The following is a 19,883-nucleotide window of genomic DNA, read 5'->3' as shown; positions in this document are numbered from 1 at the left end:
CTTGAGCACGTCTAACTTGAGCAAGGTGAGCTAATTAAAGTACAATGCAGTTAATTAAAGGCTTGGTTTACTTGTAATCCAAGCCTGTTTATTTTTAGGTAGAGAAAAGCATGGCACAAACTCGCGGTAACTTATTTATTTTATCAGCCCCTTCAGGTGCTGGTAAATCAAGCTTAATCAATGCGTTATTAAAAAAACACGCTGATATGAAAGTATCTGTATCACATACAACTCGCGCCCCTCGCCCAGGCGAAGAAAATGGTGTGCATTATCACTTTGCATCTACAGATGAGTTTAAAGCGCTTATTGCCAAAGATGACTTTTTTGAATGGGCCCAAGTGTTTGACAATTACTACGGCACATCAAAGCAGGCTATTGAGTCGCAACTTGATGCGGGTATTGATGTGTTTTTAGATATTGATTGGCAAGGCGCGCAACAAGTGCGCGAAATAATGCCAAGCGTGAAAACTATTTTTATACTACCTCCTTCAAAAGAAGAGTTAGAGCAACGCTTAAATAATCGTGGCCAAGATTCGGCTGAGGTTATTGCCTCTCGTATGGCAAAAGCACAATCTGAAACATCACATTATAACGAATACGACTATGTAATTGTTAATGATGACTTTGAGAGCGCGCTTGGCGACATAGAAATGATTGTAATGGCTCAGCGCTTAACCCTAAAAGCGCAAGAAGAACGCCATCAAGTTTTACTAAATAGCCTGCTTAAATAATTTAAGTCTATTTAAATCAGGCTTAGACAAGTAAAACTGATAAAAATTGAACACTGGCTATTGGCGAAAGTGGCTGCTTGCAGTAAACTACGTCTTTGATTTAAATTATTTTTGGAGTGCTGTGATGGCCCGCGTAACAGTTGAAGATGCAGTAGATGCAGTTGGTAATCGTTTTGACTTAATTTTAGTTGCGGCTCGTCGTGCCCGCCAAATTGCTGTTGGTGGTAAAACTCCACTAGTAGACCCTGAAAACGATAAGCCAACGGTAGTTGCTTTACGTGAAATTGAACTAGGTTTAGTTGATAGCTCTTCAATGGACTTAATTGACCGTGAAGAACAACAACACCAAGAAGCAGCTGAATTAGCTGCTGTTGCTGCTATTGTTGGTGGCAACCAATAATCGACCTCCCGGTCTGATTTAGCCAACGGCGCAGTATTTCTACTATAGCCGTTGGCAATCCTCTCTTTTCATCGTATATTCGTAACTTACCTAATTTGCTTCACTAGGGCTGTTTATCTTTCGAGGTTAAATTTGCAGTAGTATGTTTGGTATTTAGGCAAGGCAGAGCCTATGTAGTGTGGTTATTCCCCATAAATAGGCGATAACGCAGCATAAATGCAAAACATGCGCTGCCTAAAGGGTTCTGCCTAGGGGCACTTTACTCTTTGTTGCTCGGTTTTGCTTAGCCCGCTAAGCTAAAAACCTCGCGCCGCGATTAAATCGCCCCTAGATTGAACAAATTTTAATCCTGAAAGGTCAACAGGCCCTAGAACATTGGAGTGTGAATGTATCTTTTTGAAGGTCTTAAAAAGAAAATCTCAGAATACTTGCCCGCTGCTGATGTAGAGCTGGTTCAAAAATCTTACGTGGTAGCCCGAGAGGCCCATGAAGGACAAACTCGCTCGAGTGGCGAACCTTACATAACGCACCCAGTAGAAGTAACCCAAATTCTTGCAGGCATGCATCTTGACCATGAAACACTCATGGCCGCGCTAATGCATGATGTAATTGAAGATACTGATTTTAGTCAACAAGATTTAGCCGAGATATTTGGCGAAACTGTTGCAGAGCTAGTTGAAGGTGTGAGTAAGCTCGATAAGCTTAGCTTTAAAGATAAAAAAGAATTCCAAGCTGAAAACTACCGCAAAATGATTATGGCAATGACTCAGGATATTCGAGTCATTTTAATCAAGCTTGCTGATAGAACACACAATATGCGTACTTTAGGCGCATTGCGCCCAGATAAGCGCCGCAGAATAGCGCGTGAAACACTAGAAATTTACGCACCAATTGCAAACCGCTTAGGTATTCACGATATTAAAAATGAACTTGAAGACTTAGGTTTTCAAGCTTTATATCCTATGCGTCATCGCGCACTTAAATCGGAAGTTGCTAAAGCACGCGGTAATCGCAAAGAAGTTATTACTAATATCCAACATGAAATAGAAGCACGTCTTGAAGAATCAGGCATTAAAGCAACTGTGTCAGGCCGTGAAAAACATTTATATAGTATTTATAAAAAAATGCTTAATAAAGAACTGCTATTTAACGAAGTTATGGATATTTACGCGTTTAGAATTGCAGTTGACTCTATGGATACGTGTTATCGTGTATTAGGTGTAGCTCATAGTCTTTATAAACCTATTGAAACACGCTTTAAAGATTATATTGCAGTACCAAAAACAAACGGTTACCAATCGCTTCATACTTCATTAGTTGGTCCACACGGTATACCTGTTGAAATTCAAATTCGTACTCACGATATGGATCATATGGCCGACAAAGGTGTAGCGGCTCATTGGATGTATAAAAAAGCAGGTGATGGTGCAGGTAATACTTCGCAGCAACGTGCTCGCCAGTGGATGCAGAGCTTATTAGAGCTTCAGCAAAGTGCGGGTTCATCATTTGAATTTATTGAAAATGTAAAAACTGAGCTATTCCCAGAAGAAATTTACGTATTTACACCAGATGGGCGTATTGTTGAGCTACCGATGGGTGCTACCGCAGTCGATTTTGCTTATGCCGTGCATACAGATGTAGGCAACACCTGCGTAGGCGCGCGCGTTAATCGCAAGCCGCACCCTTTAAGTAGGCCCTTAGATACAGGGCAAACTATAGAGATAATAACAAGCTCAGGTGCCCACCCTAATGCAACATGGCTGAACTTTATTGTTACTGGTAAAGCGCGTTTGGGCGTTCGTAATTACCTTAGAAGCCAGCATCATGAAGAAGCCATGCTTTTAGGGCGCCGCTTACTTGATTCAGCATTAGGTGAAAACAAACTAGATAGCATTGCTGATGAAAATATAGCAAGAGTACTTGAGGAGCACGAACTAACAACGCTTCTTGAATTACTTGTAGAAATTGGCTCTGGTAACCTAATGAGCATGTTAATTGCCAAACGCCTATTACAAAATGACAGTGACGACTTAACTGATATTACCAGCCAAGCCAAAGCGACCATTATTGGTACTGAGGGCATGCTAGTTAATTACTCTAAGTGTTGCCGACCTGTACCTGGCGATGCTATTACAGCTCATGTAAGCCAAGGTAAGGGCCTGACCGTTCACCGCCAAGAATGTAAAAACATCCGTGGCTGGGAAAATGAGCGCTCTAAATACTTAGTTGTAAAATGGGACGATAACCCAGAGAAAGAATATATTGCAGCTCTGAGAGTTGAAATTATTAATCATCAGGGGGCTCTGGCTAAATTAACCAATGTTGTTACTACAACCCAAGCCAATATTGTAGAAATTACCACCGATGAAAAAGAAAGTAATTTATACGTGATAGATTTAGGGGTTACCGTTAAAAACCGTATCCACGTTGCTAACATTATGCGCCGCATTCGCGTTATGCCTGATGTACAAAAAGTCTATCGTAAAAAGTAAAATAGGAAACACATGAATAAAGCATTTATCTCTACCGACAAAGCACCTGCTGCCATTGGCACTTACAGCCAAGCAGTTAAAGTAGGCACCGCTGTTTATTTATCTGGTCAAATTCCATTAGTGCCAGAAACGATGGAAATGATTTCAGAAGACTTTAGTGAGCAAACGCATCAGGTATTTAAAAATATCACTGCGGTATGTGAAGAAGCTGGCGGGCAAATTCAAGATTTAGTGAAAATAAATATTTATCTAACTGATTTATCTAACTTCGCCACTGTAAATGAAGTTATGAGCCAATACTTTAAGCAACCTTACCCAGCGAGAGCTGCATTAGGTGTTCGTGCACTTCCAAAAGGTGCACAAGTTGAAATAGATGGAATAATGGAACTTCCTTCTACCAATTAAGTATTACAGGCTATAGAGCCTCTCTATAGCCTTTCTTTCCCTCTTAGCACTTCGTTCTCTGTGACTTCTTGACTCAAATGTAAATTTCTAGCAATCTGTAGTTGTGTTTTAAAAAACAAACTTAACTTAAGTAGTAAAAAAGGATTAACTCGTGTTTAAGCTTGCCAACAATGGAAATGTTTTACTTGATGTAAAAGAACATATTCCTCCCAGCGCTGCATTTATTTTAGAGGCTCTCGAAAAGTCAGCTTTTTGCGACTGCAAAATAGATCATGACGCTATTAATGATTTTTTTAAAAACGAAAACACACAACACACTCTGGTTGTAGCAACAAAACACAATGCCACTTTAAATGTAACAATTAGCGACGATAAAATGCTGGCCATTGGCGAGCTAACCCTTGCCCAAGGCGGAAAATTATTAAGTTTAGAAGATGCAAAAAAACAACTCGTTAAAGCAGGAATTGTGCGTGGCTATAAGCAAGCATTTTTAGAGTTGCTACTGCAAAAACAGTTTGAGCATACAGCGGGTTCTGTCGTTAAGGGAGTATTAGCTAAAGGCAGACTACCAAGTGATGGTTTGGCCACTAAACTAATAACAACCGTAGAGACTTTAAAAGACCGTTTAAAAACCCCCAAGCTCAAAGAAGATGGCAGCGTAGATATGCGCGACTTTGGCAAGCTTGCAAGCGTAGAGCCAGGCTCTGTGCTTATTCGCCAACAACCAGCAACCCCTGGTAAAGAAGGCTTCACCGTAATAGGTGACATACTGCCCGCAAAACCCGGAGAAAATAAACAATTAGTGGCAGGCGAAGGCACCGAAATATCAAAGCTAAATCCGCTTGAACTAGTCTCTACTATTGCAGGTGTTCCGGTTGAAATTAATAATGGTATGCGTGTCGACGATATTTTTACCATTTCAGATGTAAACGTAAAAAGCGGCCACATTGACTTTCAAGGCAGTGTTATTGTTACCCGCAATATAGACCCTGGAATGAAAGTAACAGCCAAAGGCGATATTACTATATTTGGCACGGTTGAATCAGGAGAGCTTACCGCAGGCGGAAACATCACCGTTAAACAAGGCATTATTGGCCATCAAAAAGCCGACGAACAATCACTGTCTTGTAAGCTTATTGCACGAGGTGATATTCACGTCTCTCATTCACAGTATTGCTACCTAGAAGCAAATAATATTTTTATTGATCGCCAAACAAGCCACTGTGTAATGAAAGCAAAACGCTTACTGCAAGTTGGTCAATCCGACTTACCTAAAGGTAAAATATTTGGTGGCGAAATACTTGATGCAACGACCCTCATTGCTGGCGAAATAGGGAATGAATCAGGCGCTAAAATGATTATTAACCTAGCGGCTTCTGGCGCCGAAATAACCGCTGATACTGATAATTGCTTTAAAGACTTAGCTAAAACAGATGCACAGCTAGACACGTTGCAAGCAGCACTAGAAAAAACTGATTTAGTGAAAGATGCCGAAAAGAAAAAACTATTAATTACTAAAATTGGTGCTACTCAAAAGCATTATTGTGAGCAGGCAGAGCAATTAGAAAAACGTCTTTCAAACTTAGATCACGACTTACACGATTTACTTAACGACGCTAATTTAGCGGTAAATTCTGTTTTGCATTCAGGTGTAGAGATTCATATTTTTGATAAAGTACTCAAAACAATCCGCAATTACCCTCCGTGCAACGTTAAACTTTTGAATAACAAAATTGAAATAGAGTTCAAAACAAGCTAATAACTGAGTGCTCTATTGAGCACTCAAATTTATTCACATTTAAAGTAAACCGCTTACCTCAGCATGTGTTTGCTGCGGCCATACACCCACTTGTACTTGACCAATATGCTGCTTTTGTAGCAAGAGCATAGCCAAGCGCGACTGCCCTATTCCACCGCCAATTGTTTGCGGAAATTTACTTTGTAGTAGCGCTTTATGCCAATCAAACTCTAAGCGGTCTTCATCTCCAGTTTTACTTAACTGCGCTTTTAAAACCTCAGGGCTTACACGTATGCCCATTGATGATATTTCAAATGCATCTTCAAGTACTGGGTTCCATACTAAAATATCACCATTTAAACCCATGTATTGCTCGCATGTCGGCGTAGACCAATCATCGTAATCTGGGGCTCTTACATCATGGATTTTGCCATCACCAAGCGCGCCACCAATACCAATTAAAAATACAGCACCATACTCTTGTGCAATGGCTTTTTCGCGTTGTTTAGCGCTAAAGTCAGGGTACATTTTACGTAGCTCTTCACTGTGCACAAACTTAATGTCGTCCGGTAAAAAAGGCGTCAAACCATAAGACTCACTTACAAAAGCTTCCGTCTCTTTTATCCCTTTATAAATAGATTGAACAGTTTGCTTTAGTGTTGCCAGCGAACGCTCTGTGGTTTCGTTAATTACTTTTTCCCAATCCCATTGATCAACATATACAGAATGAATAGGACTTAATGAATCTTCATCTGGGCGCAAAGCTTTCATTTGAGTGTAAATACCCTCACCAACACCAAAGCCATAAGTTGCGAGTGTTTTACGTTTCCACTTAGCCAATGAATGCACCACTTCGTAGCGGCTATCTGTAATCGCTTTTACATTTACAGCAACTGCGTTTTCATGGCCACTTAAGTTATCTTGCGTGCCGTCACCTACTTTAGCCAAAATAGGGGCTTGAACCTCAACCAGCCCAAGTTGGGTTTCTAGTTGCTGTGAAAAAAATTGCTTAACTTTACTTATTTGCTGCTGTTGCTGCACATAGTGTGAACTCATAATAATTGGCCTCATTCCCAGTTATTGTTACTTGCTTAATTGATAAAAAGCACCCTAATGAGCGCCTTTAATGAGGTTAATGTAACGATTTGATTAATTAATTCAATATCCCATAACAAAAATAGCTTTAAAATATTAAAACCATCAATTAAGTGGTATAAAAATCATATATTCGATAATTTTATGAGAAAAATATAATGGAAAATTATTTAATCGATAATCTCGATAAACAGATACTTCATGCATTAATGGAAAATGCCCGTACTGCGTACGCCGAATTAGCAAAAAGATTTAATGTAAGCGCAGGGACAATTCACGTAAGAATTGAAAAAATGAAGCAAGCAGGGATCATTACAGGCACCCAATTAACGATTAATACTAAACAGTTAGGCTACGATGTGTGTTGCTTTATAGGTATTAATTTAAATAACGCACGTGATTACCCACAAACACTTATAAAGCTAGAAGCATTGGAGGAAGTGGTAGAGGCTTATTACACAACAGGTAACTACAGTATATTTATAAAGGTAATGACAAAATCTATTGATCACTTACAAGATGTGCTGATTAATAAAATACAGGCAATAGAAGCAATTCAATCAACAGAAACTCTTATTTCTCTACAAAATCCAATTAGCCGTACGGTAATGCCTTAACTGCAAAAATCTCGTATAATTGCCGAAAAAAGAGGATAACCATGCAGCAAACTCGCTACCAAAGAATCGAAGACGTACTTTCGCGCCGTCAAACAGACTTAACCGTGTGCTTAGAAGACGTGCACAAACACCATAACTTATCTGCAATAGTACGAAGTGCTGATGCGGTTGGTTGTCATCACGTACATGCTGTATGGCCTGAAAAGCAAAAATGGCTAACTAATAACACCTCAGGCGGCAGTAAAAACTGGCTAGAGACGCACCTGCATAGAAATATTGATGATGCTGTTACTGCAATGCGTGAACGCAATCCAGAAATACAAATATTAGCGACTCACTTATCAGAAGATGCCGTTGATTTTAGAGAAGTAGATTACACCAAGCCAACGGCTATTATTGTTGGACAAGAAAAAACGGGGATATCAGAAAAAGCCCTAGAATATGCCGATCAAAATATTATTATTCCAATGCAAGGCATGGTGCAATCGCTAAATGTTTCAGTTGCTGCTGCGCTAATATTGTTTGAAGCACAGCGCCAACGCGAGCTGGCTGGTTTATATAATAGAGATATGTTGAGCGCCGAAGTTAAACATCCACTCTACTTTGAAGGCTGCCACCCTATTATCGCAAGGCAGTGTAAACAAAAAAAATTACCTTATCCTGCACTTGATGAAAACGGCGAAATAGTCGCTGACGAGCAATTTTGGCAAGCTTTAAAACATACTTGATGGACTAAAGCTCTGTAAGTACACTTAACTTATTCACAAATAATAAGATTGATATAATTTGTCTAAACCTAGCTTAAATCAATACCCAATTACAGAGCTCAAAGGGGTCGGCCCAAAAATGGCTGAGCGTTTGTTAAAGCTAGGTATTTTAACTGTGCAAGATATGCTTTTTCATTTGCCACTTCGCTACGAAGATCGCACTCGCTTATACGCGATTAATGAGTTGTCACTGCACAGCCACGTGAGTGTTGAAGCAACAATTGAAACAAGCCAAATCACGTTTGGAAAAAGGCGCATGCTTGTTTGCCAAATCAATGATGGTACTGGCAGGCTAACACTACGATTTTTTAATTTTACCGCCGCACAAAAAAACGCATTTAGCGCTGGTAAAATAATACGTTGTTTTGGTGAAGTGCGCCGTGGCCGTGTTGGCTTTGAAATGAGTCATCCTGAATACAGCATCAGCGATACCTCTAACGAGCAGCCGGTAGCGACAACATTAACGCCCGTTTATTCAACAACCGAAGGCTTAAAGCAACTATCGATTAGAGCTTTAAGCGAGCAAGCCATTGATTTACTAAATAAATACTCAGTAGAAGAACTACTGCCTTCACAGTGGCAGCCATCAAATATGCCGCTAAGTGACGCCTTATTATTACTGCACCGCCCACCAAATGATGTTGATGTAACTGCATTAGAGCAAGGTACTCACCCTGCTCAACAGCGCCTTGTATTTGAGGAGTTACTTGCTCAAAACCTCAGCTTATTAAAAGTACGAGAGCAAGGGCAACAAGTTAAAGCCGTGGCATTAAATCCGGTAAACACATTAGAAAGCCAATTTTTAGAGCAACTTCCTTTTGCACCCACAAATGCGCAAAGCCGCGTAGTTGCTGAAATTAAAGGTGACATGCAACACGCGTATCCCATGATGCGTTTAGTACAAGGCGATGTAGGCTCAGGTAAAACCCTAGTAGCAGCACTTAGTGCACTAACAGCCATTGCGCAGGGCTTTCAAGTCGCTTTAATGGCTCCTACTGAAATTTTATCAGAGCAACATGGTGTTAATTTTACAACGTGGTTTAATCAACTAGGTATAACAGTTGCTTGGCTTGGCGGTAAAACAAAAGGCAAAGAGCGCGTAGCAACAATTGAAAAAATAGCCTCTGGTGAAGCGCAAATGATTGTAGGTACTCACGCTTTATTTCAAGATGAAGTTAAGTTTAATAACTTAGTGCTTATCGTTATTGATGAACAACACCGCTTTGGTGTCCACCAGCGTTTATCACTGCGTGAAAAAGGTAAGTTTGGTGATTGTTACCCTCATCAACTAGTTATGACCGCAACACCCATTCCACGTACACTCGCTATGACCGCCTATGCCGACTTAGAAACCTCTGTGATTGATGAGCTGCCACCTGGGCGTACGCCAATCACAACAGTGGCACTTCCTGATACTCGCAGAGACGATATTATTGCCCGCGTTAAACTAGCGTGTAACGAGCAAGGCCGCCAAGTTTATTGGGTGTGTACACTTATTGATGAATCTGAAGTACTGCAATGCCAAGCCGCCGAAGACAGCGCACTGCAGTTAAAAGAAGCGCTACCAGAGCTAAACGTAGGCTTAGTACATGGGCGAATGAAATCAGCTGAAAAACAAGCCATTATGAGCGAGTTTAAGGCAGGAAACATACACGTATTAGTAGCCACTACGGTTATTGAAGTTGGTGTAGACGTCCCTAATGCGAGCTTAATCATTATAGAAAACCCTGAGCGCTTAGGCTTAGCACAGCTGCATCAGTTACGTGGGCGAGTTGGCCGTGGCGCTACGGCATCGCATTGCGTGCTTTTATACCACGCACCACTGTCTCATACTGCTCAAAAGCGATTAGGTGTACTACGCGATAGTAACGATGGTTTTGTGATAGCAGAGCGCGATTTAGAAATTCGTGGCCCTGGTGAAGTACTCGGTACAAAACAAACAGGGTTAGCCGAGTTTAAAATTGCCGATCTTACCCGCGATAAGCACATACTTAATCAAGTAAGACCGATTGCACAGCAAATGCTTAAGCAACACCCAGAGGTTGTTGACCCACTAATTCAACGTTGGTTGGGTAACAAGCAAAATTACGCGCAAGCGTAACCACTCTATTTTCGATACTTTTGAGTTTACTAAGTTAATTTACTAAATTAGCTTACTAAGGGTATAAAAAAGCCAGCCCTAAACAATATAGAGCTGACTACTGATATCTCAATAGAGCAGCATAAAAGCGATTTTCGCCCTTTACTGCTCTTAGTTAAATTTAAGCTTTGTTAAGCTCAAATATAAGCGATGTTTGCGGGAATGAAATTGGCATTTGTAAACCAAACTGCATTAACGCTTCACCGGTAAATGTTTGACCATTTACCGCAGCAATAGAAGATGGACGATACTCTTCAAATTTTACCGGCCACACTAAATTAAGTGTGTACTGCGCATCGGCATCTAGGCCAACAAAACGAAGCTTATTAGGCGCTGTACGCGGTGTTTCGCGAACGCTGTTATAGGCAAATAACGCTTTTGTTTTTTGCTCATCGATTAAACCAAAGTTAATTGATAAATCGTCGCTATCAAGGCGGTATAAATCGGCAGCATGAATAAACTCACGATGCTCTTTGTGAAGTGCTATTGCCGCTTTAAGTGCATTGTATTCGTGATCGGTCAGCTCACGTGGGTCCATTTCAATGCCCATGTGGCCAAACATTGATACCGCAGCACGCATTTCAATACTTACATTACGCCCTGTGATATGACAATCACGTGGCCCTACGTGTGCCCCCATTACCGACGATGGGAAAAAGAACGAACATCCACGCTGTATTTCAAGGCGATCAAGCGCATCGTTTGAATCTGACGTCCATACACGGTCTGTGTGTGCAAGTACGCCGTAATCTACACGTGCACCACCTGACGAACAGCTTTCTATTTCAAGCCCTGGGTGCGCCGCTTTAATACGGTCAATTAAACGATAAAGTGCTAATGTTTGCTGGTGCACTGCTGGCTTACCATCAAAATTACCCGCATGGTTAATATCGCGGTTCATATCCCATTTAATGTACTTAATAGTTGGGTATTCAACTAAAATATCGTCAATCGCTTTGTATAGGTACTCAACAACCTCAGAGCGCGTTAAATCAAGTACTAGCTGATTTCTAAAGCTTAACTGCTCGTTATTTTCTGAGCCTAAAACCCAATCAGGATGCGCGCGGTATAAATCGCTATCTGGGTTGACCATTTCTGGTTCAAACCAAATACCAAACTCCATACCTAAGCTGTTTACATGATCAATGACTGGCGATAAGCCATCTGGGTAAATTTTGTAATCTACTGTCCAATCACCTAAGCCTGCATTGTCGCCACGGCGGCCTCTAAACCAGCCATCATCAAGTACAAAACGCTCAATACCTAACGGCGCTACTTTGTCGGCTAACTGCTTAAGCGTGTCTACGTCGTGATCAAAGTAAATACCTTCCCACGTGTTGTAATGCACAGGGCGCGCTTTTTCACGTTGAGCTTGGCTAAGTAAATTAGCTTTAACAAAACGATGAAAATTACGAGAAAGCGCGCTAAAACCTTCACTTGAAAACGAGCCATAAATGCTCGGGCTTTGATACGTTTGACCTTTAGCAAGCGTAAGCTCACCAGGAAGTAATAGCTCACCCATTTGTACATAACGACGACCTTCAGCTAGAAGCTCTGCGCGTAGTTTATTGTTGCCGCTCCAACCTAAATGAAAGCCGTAACATTCGCCGTGTTGCTCGCCTGCATTTTCGTTATGCACTAATAAACCAGGAAACACATCGTGTGATGTTTTGCCTTTACGGTTTTCACGTACAAAGCTGCCAAGCACTAAATCAACAGATTGACGCTGGAATTCGTTTGACCAACGACCTTCAAAGCTCACTATTTTACTTACGCTGTCTGGCAATTGAAATGTTGGCGCGGCGCAAAAATTAACGCTCAGTGGTGAGTCACCTAAATTAGTTAATACAGTATGTGCACTTAGTACGTCACTGTTGTTGTCAAGCGTAATGCTGTGCACGACTTCAATACCACGAAGCTTATCTACACTTACAAACTCAACAGTCGCACTTGAAGGCTGACGCACTTCTTGAAGCTCTGGCCCAACTGACCATGCAATTGAATCATTTACTAGCTCAAGCCCTGGCGCGCCAGTAAAGCCTTCGCCTAATAAAGGAGATAGAGAAATAGGCGCTTCTTCAACCACGGCACATTTTACTTCTTGACGGGTAGCAAGCTGAGTAAGCATTGTTTCTGTTGTTTGCTCAGATAGGCGCTTACCAAAGTACAGTAACGCCGGTGTTTTGCTCTGGCAGTCGAAAATAACGGTGCTGTTTACACTGTCTAATCGATAAAATGATTTAGTGTCGGCCATGATTTTCCTATCCTCTTGTTCATTGTGTGAGTTATAAATATAACGAAAATTAGTAAGCTACACTATTTACTAAATGTATCTCTTTGCTTGAGCCACAATCTATCAGATGGTGACACTCAATAATAATAGTATATATCATACAAATTAGGTTTTGATAGTCTTTACATCGCAAATAGTCAGATAAACTCACTGGAAGTACCACTGTAATAAAAGGTATTAAACTAACCTTTACTTTAAAGCTCTGTTATTGCTTTTAATATATATAAAAAATCGGCCAGAGTTGCCCCATGACCGATTTTGTCAGCTTAAACTATTTACAATCTATTTTTGTACTTGTACTTGTCCTGCGTCATCAAGTGCCGGTGTTTTACCTGCCCACTGCGCATTCAAACCAAATACCACTTTATTTACTATCAATGCAAAAGCTACACATACAATCAGTGTAATTGGCATTAAGTGAATGTAATGAATGTCAGTATGTAGTGGGGAGTTTGCAAACGTAAGCATGCCGTACATTACAACACCTAAAATTACTGCTGCAATACCTGCACGTGCATCAACATTTTTAAATAATAAGCCCACTACAAAAATTGAGAATATAGGCATACTTAATAAGCCATTTAATTGCTGTAGCAAGTTAATAATACTGTCTGCTTGCTGGTAAATTGGTACAAGTACCAGTGTTAAGCTTGTTAGTAGCAATGTTACGTAACCACTTAGCTTTACAACACTTGGCTCTTTATTAAAGTAAGCTTCGTGAATGTCACATACATATAGTGCTGTAGCTGAATTTAATAAGCTGTTGTAAGTAGACAGCACTGCCGCTGCCATTGCCGCTGCAAACACACCAGTTAACCATGCTGGCATTACATCACCTACAATTCGACCATAAGCAGCGTCGCCAATATCGCCGTAAAGTTTAAATGAAATAATACCCGGTAATACCACAATGGCAGGGACGATTAAAAAACGAATTCCCGCTGCGGCAAATATACCTTTTTGCGCTTCTTTAACATTAGGTGCTGCCATGGCTCGTTGCGTAATTGTTTGGTTAGTACCCCAGTAATACATTTGAATAAAGATCATACCGGTTAAAAGTGTTGGCCACGGAATAGGTGAGTCAGCATCGCCTATGAGTGTTAAGCGCTCCTCAGGAATACCCGTAAAGTCATAATTAATCGCATTAAGTGCTAAAAACACCACTAAAACAGCCATACCCAGTACCAGTAAACCGTTGTATGTATCAGACACTGCAACTGCACGTAGACCACCAAAAAACGCATAAATAGCACCTACAATGGCAAATGCGGTGGCAATATACATTAGCGGAATATCAACCTTAAACATGGTTTGCATAAATAGCGCACCTGAGTAAATTACCGCTGGCATGTAAATAAGTGCATTACCTAAAAAGAATAATCCCCCAATAACAGCGCGAATATGTTTGTTGTTATAGCGCTTTTCTAAAAGCTCTGTGGTGGTAGTACAATTGTATTTGTAATAAACAGGAATGAAGACTTTAGCTAAAATAATTAAGCCAATAATCGCCGCAAGCTCCCACCAAACAAGCAAAGCCATTTGGTTACCATTCATACCTACTAGTTGGTCGGTGCTTAAGTTAGTAAGTGTTATTGAACCTGCAACAAACATCCAAGTAAGGCCACCGCCCGCTAAAAAATACTCTTTGGTTTGGCTTTGTCCGTTATTACGATTTTGGCCTCGGCATTTCCAATAAGTAAGGCCACCAATTAAAGCGGTGACAAAAACAAAAACCACCAGCTGTAAAATGTTATCTGACATGTGTGTGTCTCCTACGCGTTACGCGCAATGTCTGTGTAATAAAAAAGTGCACGCTACAGCGCGTGCGCATCTCGACTTAGTTCTAACTTAATTTGCTTTAAAGGCATAAGTTCGGGACGTTGGTTGTGCAGCTTTACCAATGCATTTAACTGAAACAGAGAAATAAGCATACTGTTAAGCACACTTAGGTAACCTTGCTTGTGTAAGTTTGCAACGGTATCGCTATCTAAAGTTTGCAGTTTGTCTTCATCAACGGTGCTCAAACCTTGAATAGTTTGGGTTTCGCCTTGTTCAAACTGCAATACAATATCTATGTTTTTAATAAGCCCTAAGCGCGCTACTTCTTGGGTAAATTGATACGTTTGATAATCATTTTTTAAATCGCTCTCAAGTAGCTTTTGCTGTGAATTCAAAAATAAGCTTGGCTTACCTTTAGCATCAAATAGTGCCTCGCCTTGCTGCGTATTTACGGCTGAGCTTTGATCATCAATCGCAATAAAGTAGTCGCTGTTATTTGCTTCACGGGTCATTAAATAAAGAGGGTGAGTTTGTATACATACCGGTGTGTAAAGCGCCTGCCACTGGTTGTTATTAACCAATAAACTTTGCCCAGCACTAAAGCTTGTTAAACCCGATACGGTATAACTGCCGTTTTGCGCATTTCGCGCTAAAAATATAGGTAAGTCGCATGCAGCTTTTGCCACTTCGTTAGCTCTTAAATTAACTAAATGCTGCGTTTTTGCATATTCAACACCTGCATTAGGGTTAATTTTTAATGTTTGGTGTTTGGTGTTTACTAGTTCACTAATAGCCATAGTTACACATCCTTAAACTGGGTTAGCCGCTAACCACTGCTCAATATAAGCGCGGTGTGGCGGCAAAGTTTGCAACATCTGCTGTGTAAGCTGGCTGTTACGTTCAATTATTTGTTTGGCTTGAGCGTCTTGTGAATACAAATAAGCCTGTTTAGTAAAGTCTGGTTTGAAGCCCATACCATATAAAACGTACTGGTAGCTGGCGGCTGGGAATAACTCTAATGCGCCATGAAAATCTTGAATAAGCGGGCCACGGCTTCCCCAAAGCAGTAAATCTTCTTGCAGGGTTTGTGGAATAGTGTCCGGATGTACATGCGCTTGCCAGTAAGGTTCTGGACGCTTGGTTAGCATGTAATGGAGCTTTAAAAAGTCGATAATGCGCTGCCAGCGGTAGTCCATTTGCTCGTTAAAGCGTTTAGCTACAATAGGCATTACTTGTGTATCTGCTGGCATATGCTCTGCTACAAAGCGTGCTGAAATTTCAACAAGCATAATAGCGGTTGCTTCAAGCGGCTCTACAAACCCTGCTGACATACCCACTGCAACACAGTTTTTATGCCAAAACTTCTCACGGTAGCCCGACTCAAAGCTAATTTTACGGGCAGTTAAACCGTTTGCTGCATCGCCTAAATAGTTTCGTAAGTTTTGCTCTGCTTCATCGTCTGATAAAAATTTGCTTGAATATACATGCCCTACACCACGACGATGCGTTAAACCTATATCCCAAATCCATCCAGCATTTTGCGCTGTTGCTATGGTATGGCTGGCTAAGGAGTCATCGTTTTCATCGTAAGGGACTTGCATCGCCAGTGCGCTGTCGTTAAATAGCACGTGGTCCATTTTTTTAAACGCTACGTTGAGCGCTTGGCCTAATAACAATGATGAAAAACCAGTACAGTCTATAAATAAATCGGCGCTTATAATGCGGGTTTGATCTTTTAGAGTAAGCTCATTTATTGCACCATCGTCATCAAGTTTTACCTGATCAACAGTACCAACAATATGCTCTACGCCAAGCTTACTTTTACAATGCTGTTTAAGCATTTCTGCAAAAGCGCCGGCATCTAAGTGATAAGCGTAATTACAGTTACCTTGATATTCACCCTGAGCTATACCTCTTGGGGCTAAGCTTGCTTCGCAAATATCATGTTGAAAATTAGTTTGCTGTGCAAAGTCTTCAACATTATCTAAATAAGGGGCTAAATCTATGCGGCCGTAGCCTAGCGGTACAGTAAATGGATGGTAGTAAAAGTCGTTGTTGCCGTGCGTCCAATTTACAAATTTACCACCTTGCTTAAAGGTAGCGTTACAGGCTTTAAATACATCAACTTCACGCAAACCTATTTGCTGAAGTGTGTTTTTCATAGTGGGCCAGGTACCTTCACCTACACCAATTGTTGGAATATCTGACGATTCAACCAACATCACTTTTAAGCCATCACCATTTTTACCTTGGTGATACGAAGCTATAATTGCAGCGCTCAACCATCCTGCTGTGCCGCCACCAATTACTGCGATTGTTTTTATTGCTTTATTCATAGTGGACTACTCTTTGAGTATCTTTGATAACGTTTTATACAACAAATGCCCGGTAGGGCATTTGGATTTAATGTGGTTTCATTTTAGCCAATTAGGTTAACTAATATACATTACTGTTAAATTAACCTAATTGGTATTAGCACTAATGTACTGCAATGAAACAAGAGGCGAGAAGTTCGCCTCAAACATTAATTAAAACGATCCGCGAATACCAAACGCGTAACGTGAGCCATTATCTTCCACTGAATAGATTTGGTTAGCAAAACGACCTGTTTGTACTAACTCTTCTTCAGTGATATTGATGCCTTCTGCAAAAATAGTGAAGTTTTCGTTAATATCGTAGCTTGCACTAATATCCCACTGGCCGTACGTTTCTACGTTCACTGGTTCACCATTGAAGCCGTTATCAACTAAGCGTAAAAAGCCTTCACGGTTGTTAAATGCAACACGTGCTTGCCAGTTGTCTTGCTCATAAAACAATACTAAGTTTTGTGAATCGCCCAAACCTTCAAGTGCAAATGTTTGAGTTGTATCATCACCTACACTAATGTCGCTATTCACAACAGTCGCATTAGCGATAAAACCAAAGCCATTTTCAAACATGTGAGTAACACCCACTTCGAAGCCGGTTACGGTTGCAGACTCACCATTTTGAGGACGGCTTACAGTGTAAACTTCTGAGCTACCAATAAGTTCGTCATCTGTTTGGTCTGTACATGTAGTACACGCAAAATCAGGGCCCGAACGGTCAGACATTTCGTATGTTTCTGCACCCGTTAACGTAACAATAAAGTCGTCAACTTCTTTACTAAATACCGCAAAGCTAAATAAGTTAGCATCGTTGTAGTACCACTCGTAAGAGATATCCCAGTTTTCTGATTGGAATGGTTTAAGTGCTGGATTGCCACCACTTGCCGTTAAGTTTTGACGACGTGGTTCGTTAAAGTTTGTCGCAGGAGATAACTGAGACATCGTTGGACGAGTAATACTATCGTACGCGGCAAAACGTAAAATCATATTATCTTGTAGCTCAAGCTTAACGTTGAAAGACGGTAGTAAGTTTGAGTAGCTAGTACCTTGTTCAATATTAGTCGCAGGACCAAATACGTTAGCAAACAATGTCGCATCTGACGTTGGAACTACATCGCTAATAAAGCTTTGTATAGCAGCAACTTCAATATCGGTTTCAGAGTAACGAGCACCCATATTAACGGTTACCGGCATATCAGCTAGGTCAAAACCAAGCGTAAAGTCCATGTATAAGCTAGTGATGTCTTCGTTAATTGTGTAACGGTTATTTTGTAGCGTTGGCTCTACTGGAAAACCTTGATCGGCTAAGTAATCAAGCATCTTATCGCCATCGTAGCTATAAAATGTATCGATTAAACCAGGGAAGTAATTACTCGCTGTGTATGCTTCAAAATCAATTTCATCAAGCGGTGCTTGTGTACCGTAACCACAAAATTGACATTGGCTACCAAAAATTTGGAAGCTAGATTTTTCACGCTCTTGGCGATAAGCACCAAAGTTAATACGCTCTACTGGGCCTTTATCTGGCACGTATTCAAAATCGGCTTTTACTTCAGTGATTTCATCTTCATCAGTAAATTGGTTACCAATTTCATTGTAGTGAAGACGCGCTAGGCTTGGATCTGGCAATGACCCATTTTCAAAGCCATCATGCTGTACGGTAGGAATACTGCCAGTACCGTCAAAGCTGTAGCTGTTAATCATACCTACAACGTTAAAGCGATCATTACCTGCACGGTCGTTTTCAGCTGTTGAGCGAGATACATCAAATTTTGCTTTTAATGACTCGTTTACTTGCCAATCAACATTAATACCAAATGCTTTGTTAGTTACATCACGTGAGTTACGCGTGTGTGATACAAAGTCACTTGCAGGGTCGCCACTTGGCGCGCCTAAGCCAGCTTCTTGAGAGAAAGTTAAAAGCGTACCCGTTTCAGCATCAATTGTTGCACTGCCTACACGGTCTGGTTCAAACCAAGATGCTAAATCACGCACTGACGAATCAACTTCAAATTTTGAAATCATTCCATCAACAGTAATTGTAACATCGTCAGATGGTGCATATTGAAGCACTAAACTTGCGTTTGTACGTTCACGGTCTTGCTCATCAACTACTTGATCCCAGTTACGTGGAATGTATGCATTTTCAAACAGTACACCATCAGTAGGGTTAGAAATTGTTTGGCCGCCGCGCCAACCTGCCGTTAAAATTTGGTTATTTTGAAGCTTTCGTTGCTGATTAGTGATGGCAAAAAGCACACCTAGCTTGTCATCGTTAAACGTATTACTAATTAAAAATGATGCTGATGGAGATACTTCTTCAGAAAGGCTTTCGTACATGCCTTTAACAGAGCCTAAAACATGTAAACCGCCAAAATCAAAAGGACGTGCTGTAGTTACGTTAACCGTACCACCAATGCCGCCTTCTTGAAGCGTTGCTGTATTACTTTTATAAATATCAGCACCGGTGATTTGATCTGCCGCTAATACATCAAAATTGAATTCACGACCTGCACTGTCTGTCGCAATTTGACGACCATTAACAAGTACAGTATTAAATTGTGGACCAAAACCACGAATAGTTACCGCTTGGCCTTCACCACCACTGCGGTCAATTGCCACACCTGTAATACGTTGCAGAGACTCTGCTACGTTTAAATCAGGAAATTTACCAAGATCTTCTGCTTTAATCCCGTCTGTAACAACATTAGATGCTTTTTTATCTAACATTGATGAACGTAAGCTGCTGCGGATACCCGTTACTGCGATAACTTCAACATCTTCATTTACTACTGTAGGCGTATTGCCTTCAGCGCCTTGAGCTGCAACGCTTCCGCTTGCCAATATACCAGTGATAGCAATACTGAGCGCGGTTTTCTTGTTGAACGATAACTTATTGTTAATTATCATTTTTTAAAAACTCCTGATTGTGTGTAGTCGTTGTGTCGTTGTGGTAGTGCATATAGTTTCAAATACTATTTATATTATAAATACTTTAAACCAGCAAAAAGTGCAACCTTTTCCTGAATTATGGATAGCATTTAATCACTATATTTTTGC

Annotated in this window: 14 protein-coding genes; 8 read left to right on the top strand and 6 right to left on the bottom strand. The window is 40.8% G+C overall.

The window, feature by feature from the left end:
• The first annotated feature begins 110 nt into the window (after positions 1-110).
• The 5 genes from gmk (at position 111) to AC5NT5_RS01045 (ending at position 5,787) form a co-directional block, all read left to right on the top strand.
• Complete coding sequence (gmk, locus tag AC5NT5_RS01065; protein ID WP_024596677.1) at positions 111-731, top strand: guanylate kinase; 621 nt, start codon at positions 111-113, stop codon at positions 729-731.
• 124 nt (positions 732-855) lie between these two features.
• Entirely contained in the window at positions 856-1,131 is a 276-nt protein-coding gene (rpoZ, locus tag AC5NT5_RS01060) for a DNA-directed RNA polymerase subunit omega (RefSeq protein ID WP_002958829.1), read from the top strand.
• 386 nt (positions 1,132-1,517) lie between these two features.
• A complete protein-coding gene (spoT, locus tag AC5NT5_RS01055) occupies positions 1,518-3,623 on the top strand; it encodes a bifunctional GTP diphosphokinase/guanosine-3',5'-bis pyrophosphate 3'-pyrophosphohydrolase (protein ID WP_002958827.1) in 2,106 nt (701 codons plus the stop codon).
• A gap of 12 nt (positions 3,624-3,635) precedes the next feature.
• On the top strand, positions 3,636-4,028 hold the full coding sequence (ridA, locus tag AC5NT5_RS01050; protein ID WP_002958826.1) for a deaminase RidA: 393 nt from the start codon (positions 3,636-3,638) through the stop codon (positions 4,026-4,028).
• A 151-nt stretch (positions 4,029-4,179) separates the two neighbouring features.
• Positions 4,180-5,787 (top strand): flagellar assembly protein A, encoded by a 1,608-nt coding sequence (locus AC5NT5_RS01045; RefSeq protein ID WP_182692454.1) that lies wholly within the window; start codon positions 4,180-4,182, stop codon positions 5,785-5,787.
• A gap of 39 nt (positions 5,788-5,826) precedes the next feature.
• Here AC5NT5_RS01045 and asnA read toward each other — a convergent pair whose 3' ends face one another.
• A complete protein-coding gene (gene asnA / locus AC5NT5_RS01040; protein ID WP_494514128.1) occupies positions 5,827-6,822 on the bottom strand; it encodes an aspartate--ammonia ligase in 996 nt (331 codons plus the stop codon).
• 197 nt (positions 6,823-7,019) lie between these two features.
• Here asnA and asnC point away from each other — a divergent pair, with 197 nt between their 5' ends.
• The 3 genes from asnC to recG are packed head-to-tail and all read left to right on the top strand — an operon-like array spanning position 7,020 to position 10,346.
• On the top strand, positions 7,020-7,478 hold the full coding sequence (asnC, locus tag AC5NT5_RS01035) for a transcriptional regulator AsnC (protein ID WP_024595831.1): 459 nt from the start codon (positions 7,020-7,022) through the stop codon (positions 7,476-7,478).
• A 41-nt stretch (positions 7,479-7,519) separates the two neighbouring features.
• Positions 7,520-8,206, top strand: a complete 687-nt coding sequence (gene trmH, locus AC5NT5_RS01030; protein WP_007580009.1) for a tRNA (guanosine(18)-2'-O)-methyltransferase TrmH — start codon at positions 7,520-7,522, stop codon at positions 8,204-8,206.
• A 58-nt stretch (positions 8,207-8,264) separates the two neighbouring features.
• On the top strand, positions 8,265-10,346 hold the full coding sequence (recG, locus tag AC5NT5_RS01025; protein WP_494514129.1) for an ATP-dependent DNA helicase RecG: 2,082 nt from the start codon (positions 8,265-8,267) through the stop codon (positions 10,344-10,346).
• A 160-nt stretch (positions 10,347-10,506) separates the two neighbouring features.
• Here the strand turns inward: recG and AC5NT5_RS01020 are convergent, their stop codons facing one another.
• From AC5NT5_RS01020 to AC5NT5_RS01000, 5 genes are all read right to left on the bottom strand, one after another.
• On the bottom strand, positions 10,507-12,639 hold the full coding sequence (locus tag AC5NT5_RS01020; RefSeq protein WP_494514130.1) for an alpha-galactosidase: 2,133 nt from the start codon (positions 12,637-12,639) through the stop codon (positions 10,507-10,509).
• 321 nt (positions 12,640-12,960) lie between these two features.
• Entirely contained in the window at positions 12,961-14,439 is a 1,479-nt protein-coding gene (locus tag AC5NT5_RS01015) for an SLC5 family protein (RefSeq protein ID WP_182682444.1), read from the bottom strand.
• Positions 14,440-14,492: 53 nt separating this feature from the next.
• Positions 14,493-15,254, bottom strand: coding sequence for a SapC family protein (locus AC5NT5_RS01010; RefSeq protein WP_494514131.1), 762 nt, complete (start codon positions 15,252-15,254; stop codon positions 14,493-14,495).
• Between the two features lie 12 nt (positions 15,255-15,266).
• A complete protein-coding gene (locus tag AC5NT5_RS01005; protein ID WP_494514132.1) occupies positions 15,267-16,793 on the bottom strand; it encodes a tryptophan halogenase family protein in 1,527 nt (508 codons plus the stop codon).
• A 192-nt stretch (positions 16,794-16,985) separates the two neighbouring features.
• Positions 16,986-19,733, bottom strand: a complete 2,748-nt coding sequence (locus AC5NT5_RS01000; protein ID WP_188161681.1) for a TonB-dependent receptor — start codon at positions 19,731-19,733, stop codon at positions 16,986-16,988.
• Positions 19,734-19,883 lie beyond the last annotated feature (150 nt).

The sequence above is a fragment of the Pseudoalteromonas sp. J2K-J599 genome (genome assembly GCF_059295115.2).
This window is presented reverse-complemented; position numbering and strand designations above follow the sequence as displayed.

Excerpts from the sequence above, each read along its gene's own strand:
- gmk (WP_024596677.1), top strand. The coding sequence starts at position 111 with ATGGCACAAACTCGCGGTAACTTATTTATTTTATCAGCCCCTTCAGGT.
- rpoZ (WP_002958829.1), top strand. The coding sequence starts at position 856 with ATGGCCCGCGTAACAGTTGAAGATGCAGTAGATGCAGTTGGTAATCGT.
- spoT (WP_002958827.1), top strand. The coding sequence starts at position 1,518 with ATGTATCTTTTTGAAGGTCTTAAAAAGAAAATCTCAGAATACTTGCCC.
- ridA (WP_002958826.1), top strand. The coding sequence starts at position 3,636 with ATGAATAAAGCATTTATCTCTACCGACAAAGCACCTGCTGCCATTGGC.
- asnA (WP_494514128.1), bottom strand. The coding sequence starts at position 6,822 with ATGAGTTCACACTATGTGCAGCAACAGCAGCAAATAAGTAAAGTTAAG.
- asnC (WP_024595831.1), top strand. The coding sequence starts at position 7,020 with ATGGAAAATTATTTAATCGATAATCTCGATAAACAGATACTTCATGCA.
- trmH (WP_007580009.1), top strand. The coding sequence starts at position 7,520 with ATGCAGCAAACTCGCTACCAAAGAATCGAAGACGTACTTTCGCGCCGT.
- AC5NT5_RS01020 (WP_494514130.1), bottom strand. The coding sequence starts at position 12,639 with ATGGCCGACACTAAATCATTTTATCGATTAGACAGTGTAAACAGCACC.
- AC5NT5_RS01015 (WP_182682444.1), bottom strand. The coding sequence starts at position 14,439 with ATGTCAGATAACATTTTACAGCTGGTGGTTTTTGTTTTTGTCACCGCT.
- AC5NT5_RS01010 (WP_494514131.1), bottom strand. The coding sequence starts at position 15,254 with ATGGCTATTAGTGAACTAGTAAACACCAAACACCAAACATTAAAAATT.
- AC5NT5_RS01005 (WP_494514132.1), bottom strand. The coding sequence starts at position 16,793 with ATGAATAAAGCAATAAAAACAATCGCAGTAATTGGTGGCGGCACAGCA.
- AC5NT5_RS01000 (WP_188161681.1), bottom strand. The coding sequence starts at position 19,733 with ATGATAATTAACAATAAGTTATCGTTCAACAAGAAAACCGCGCTCAGT.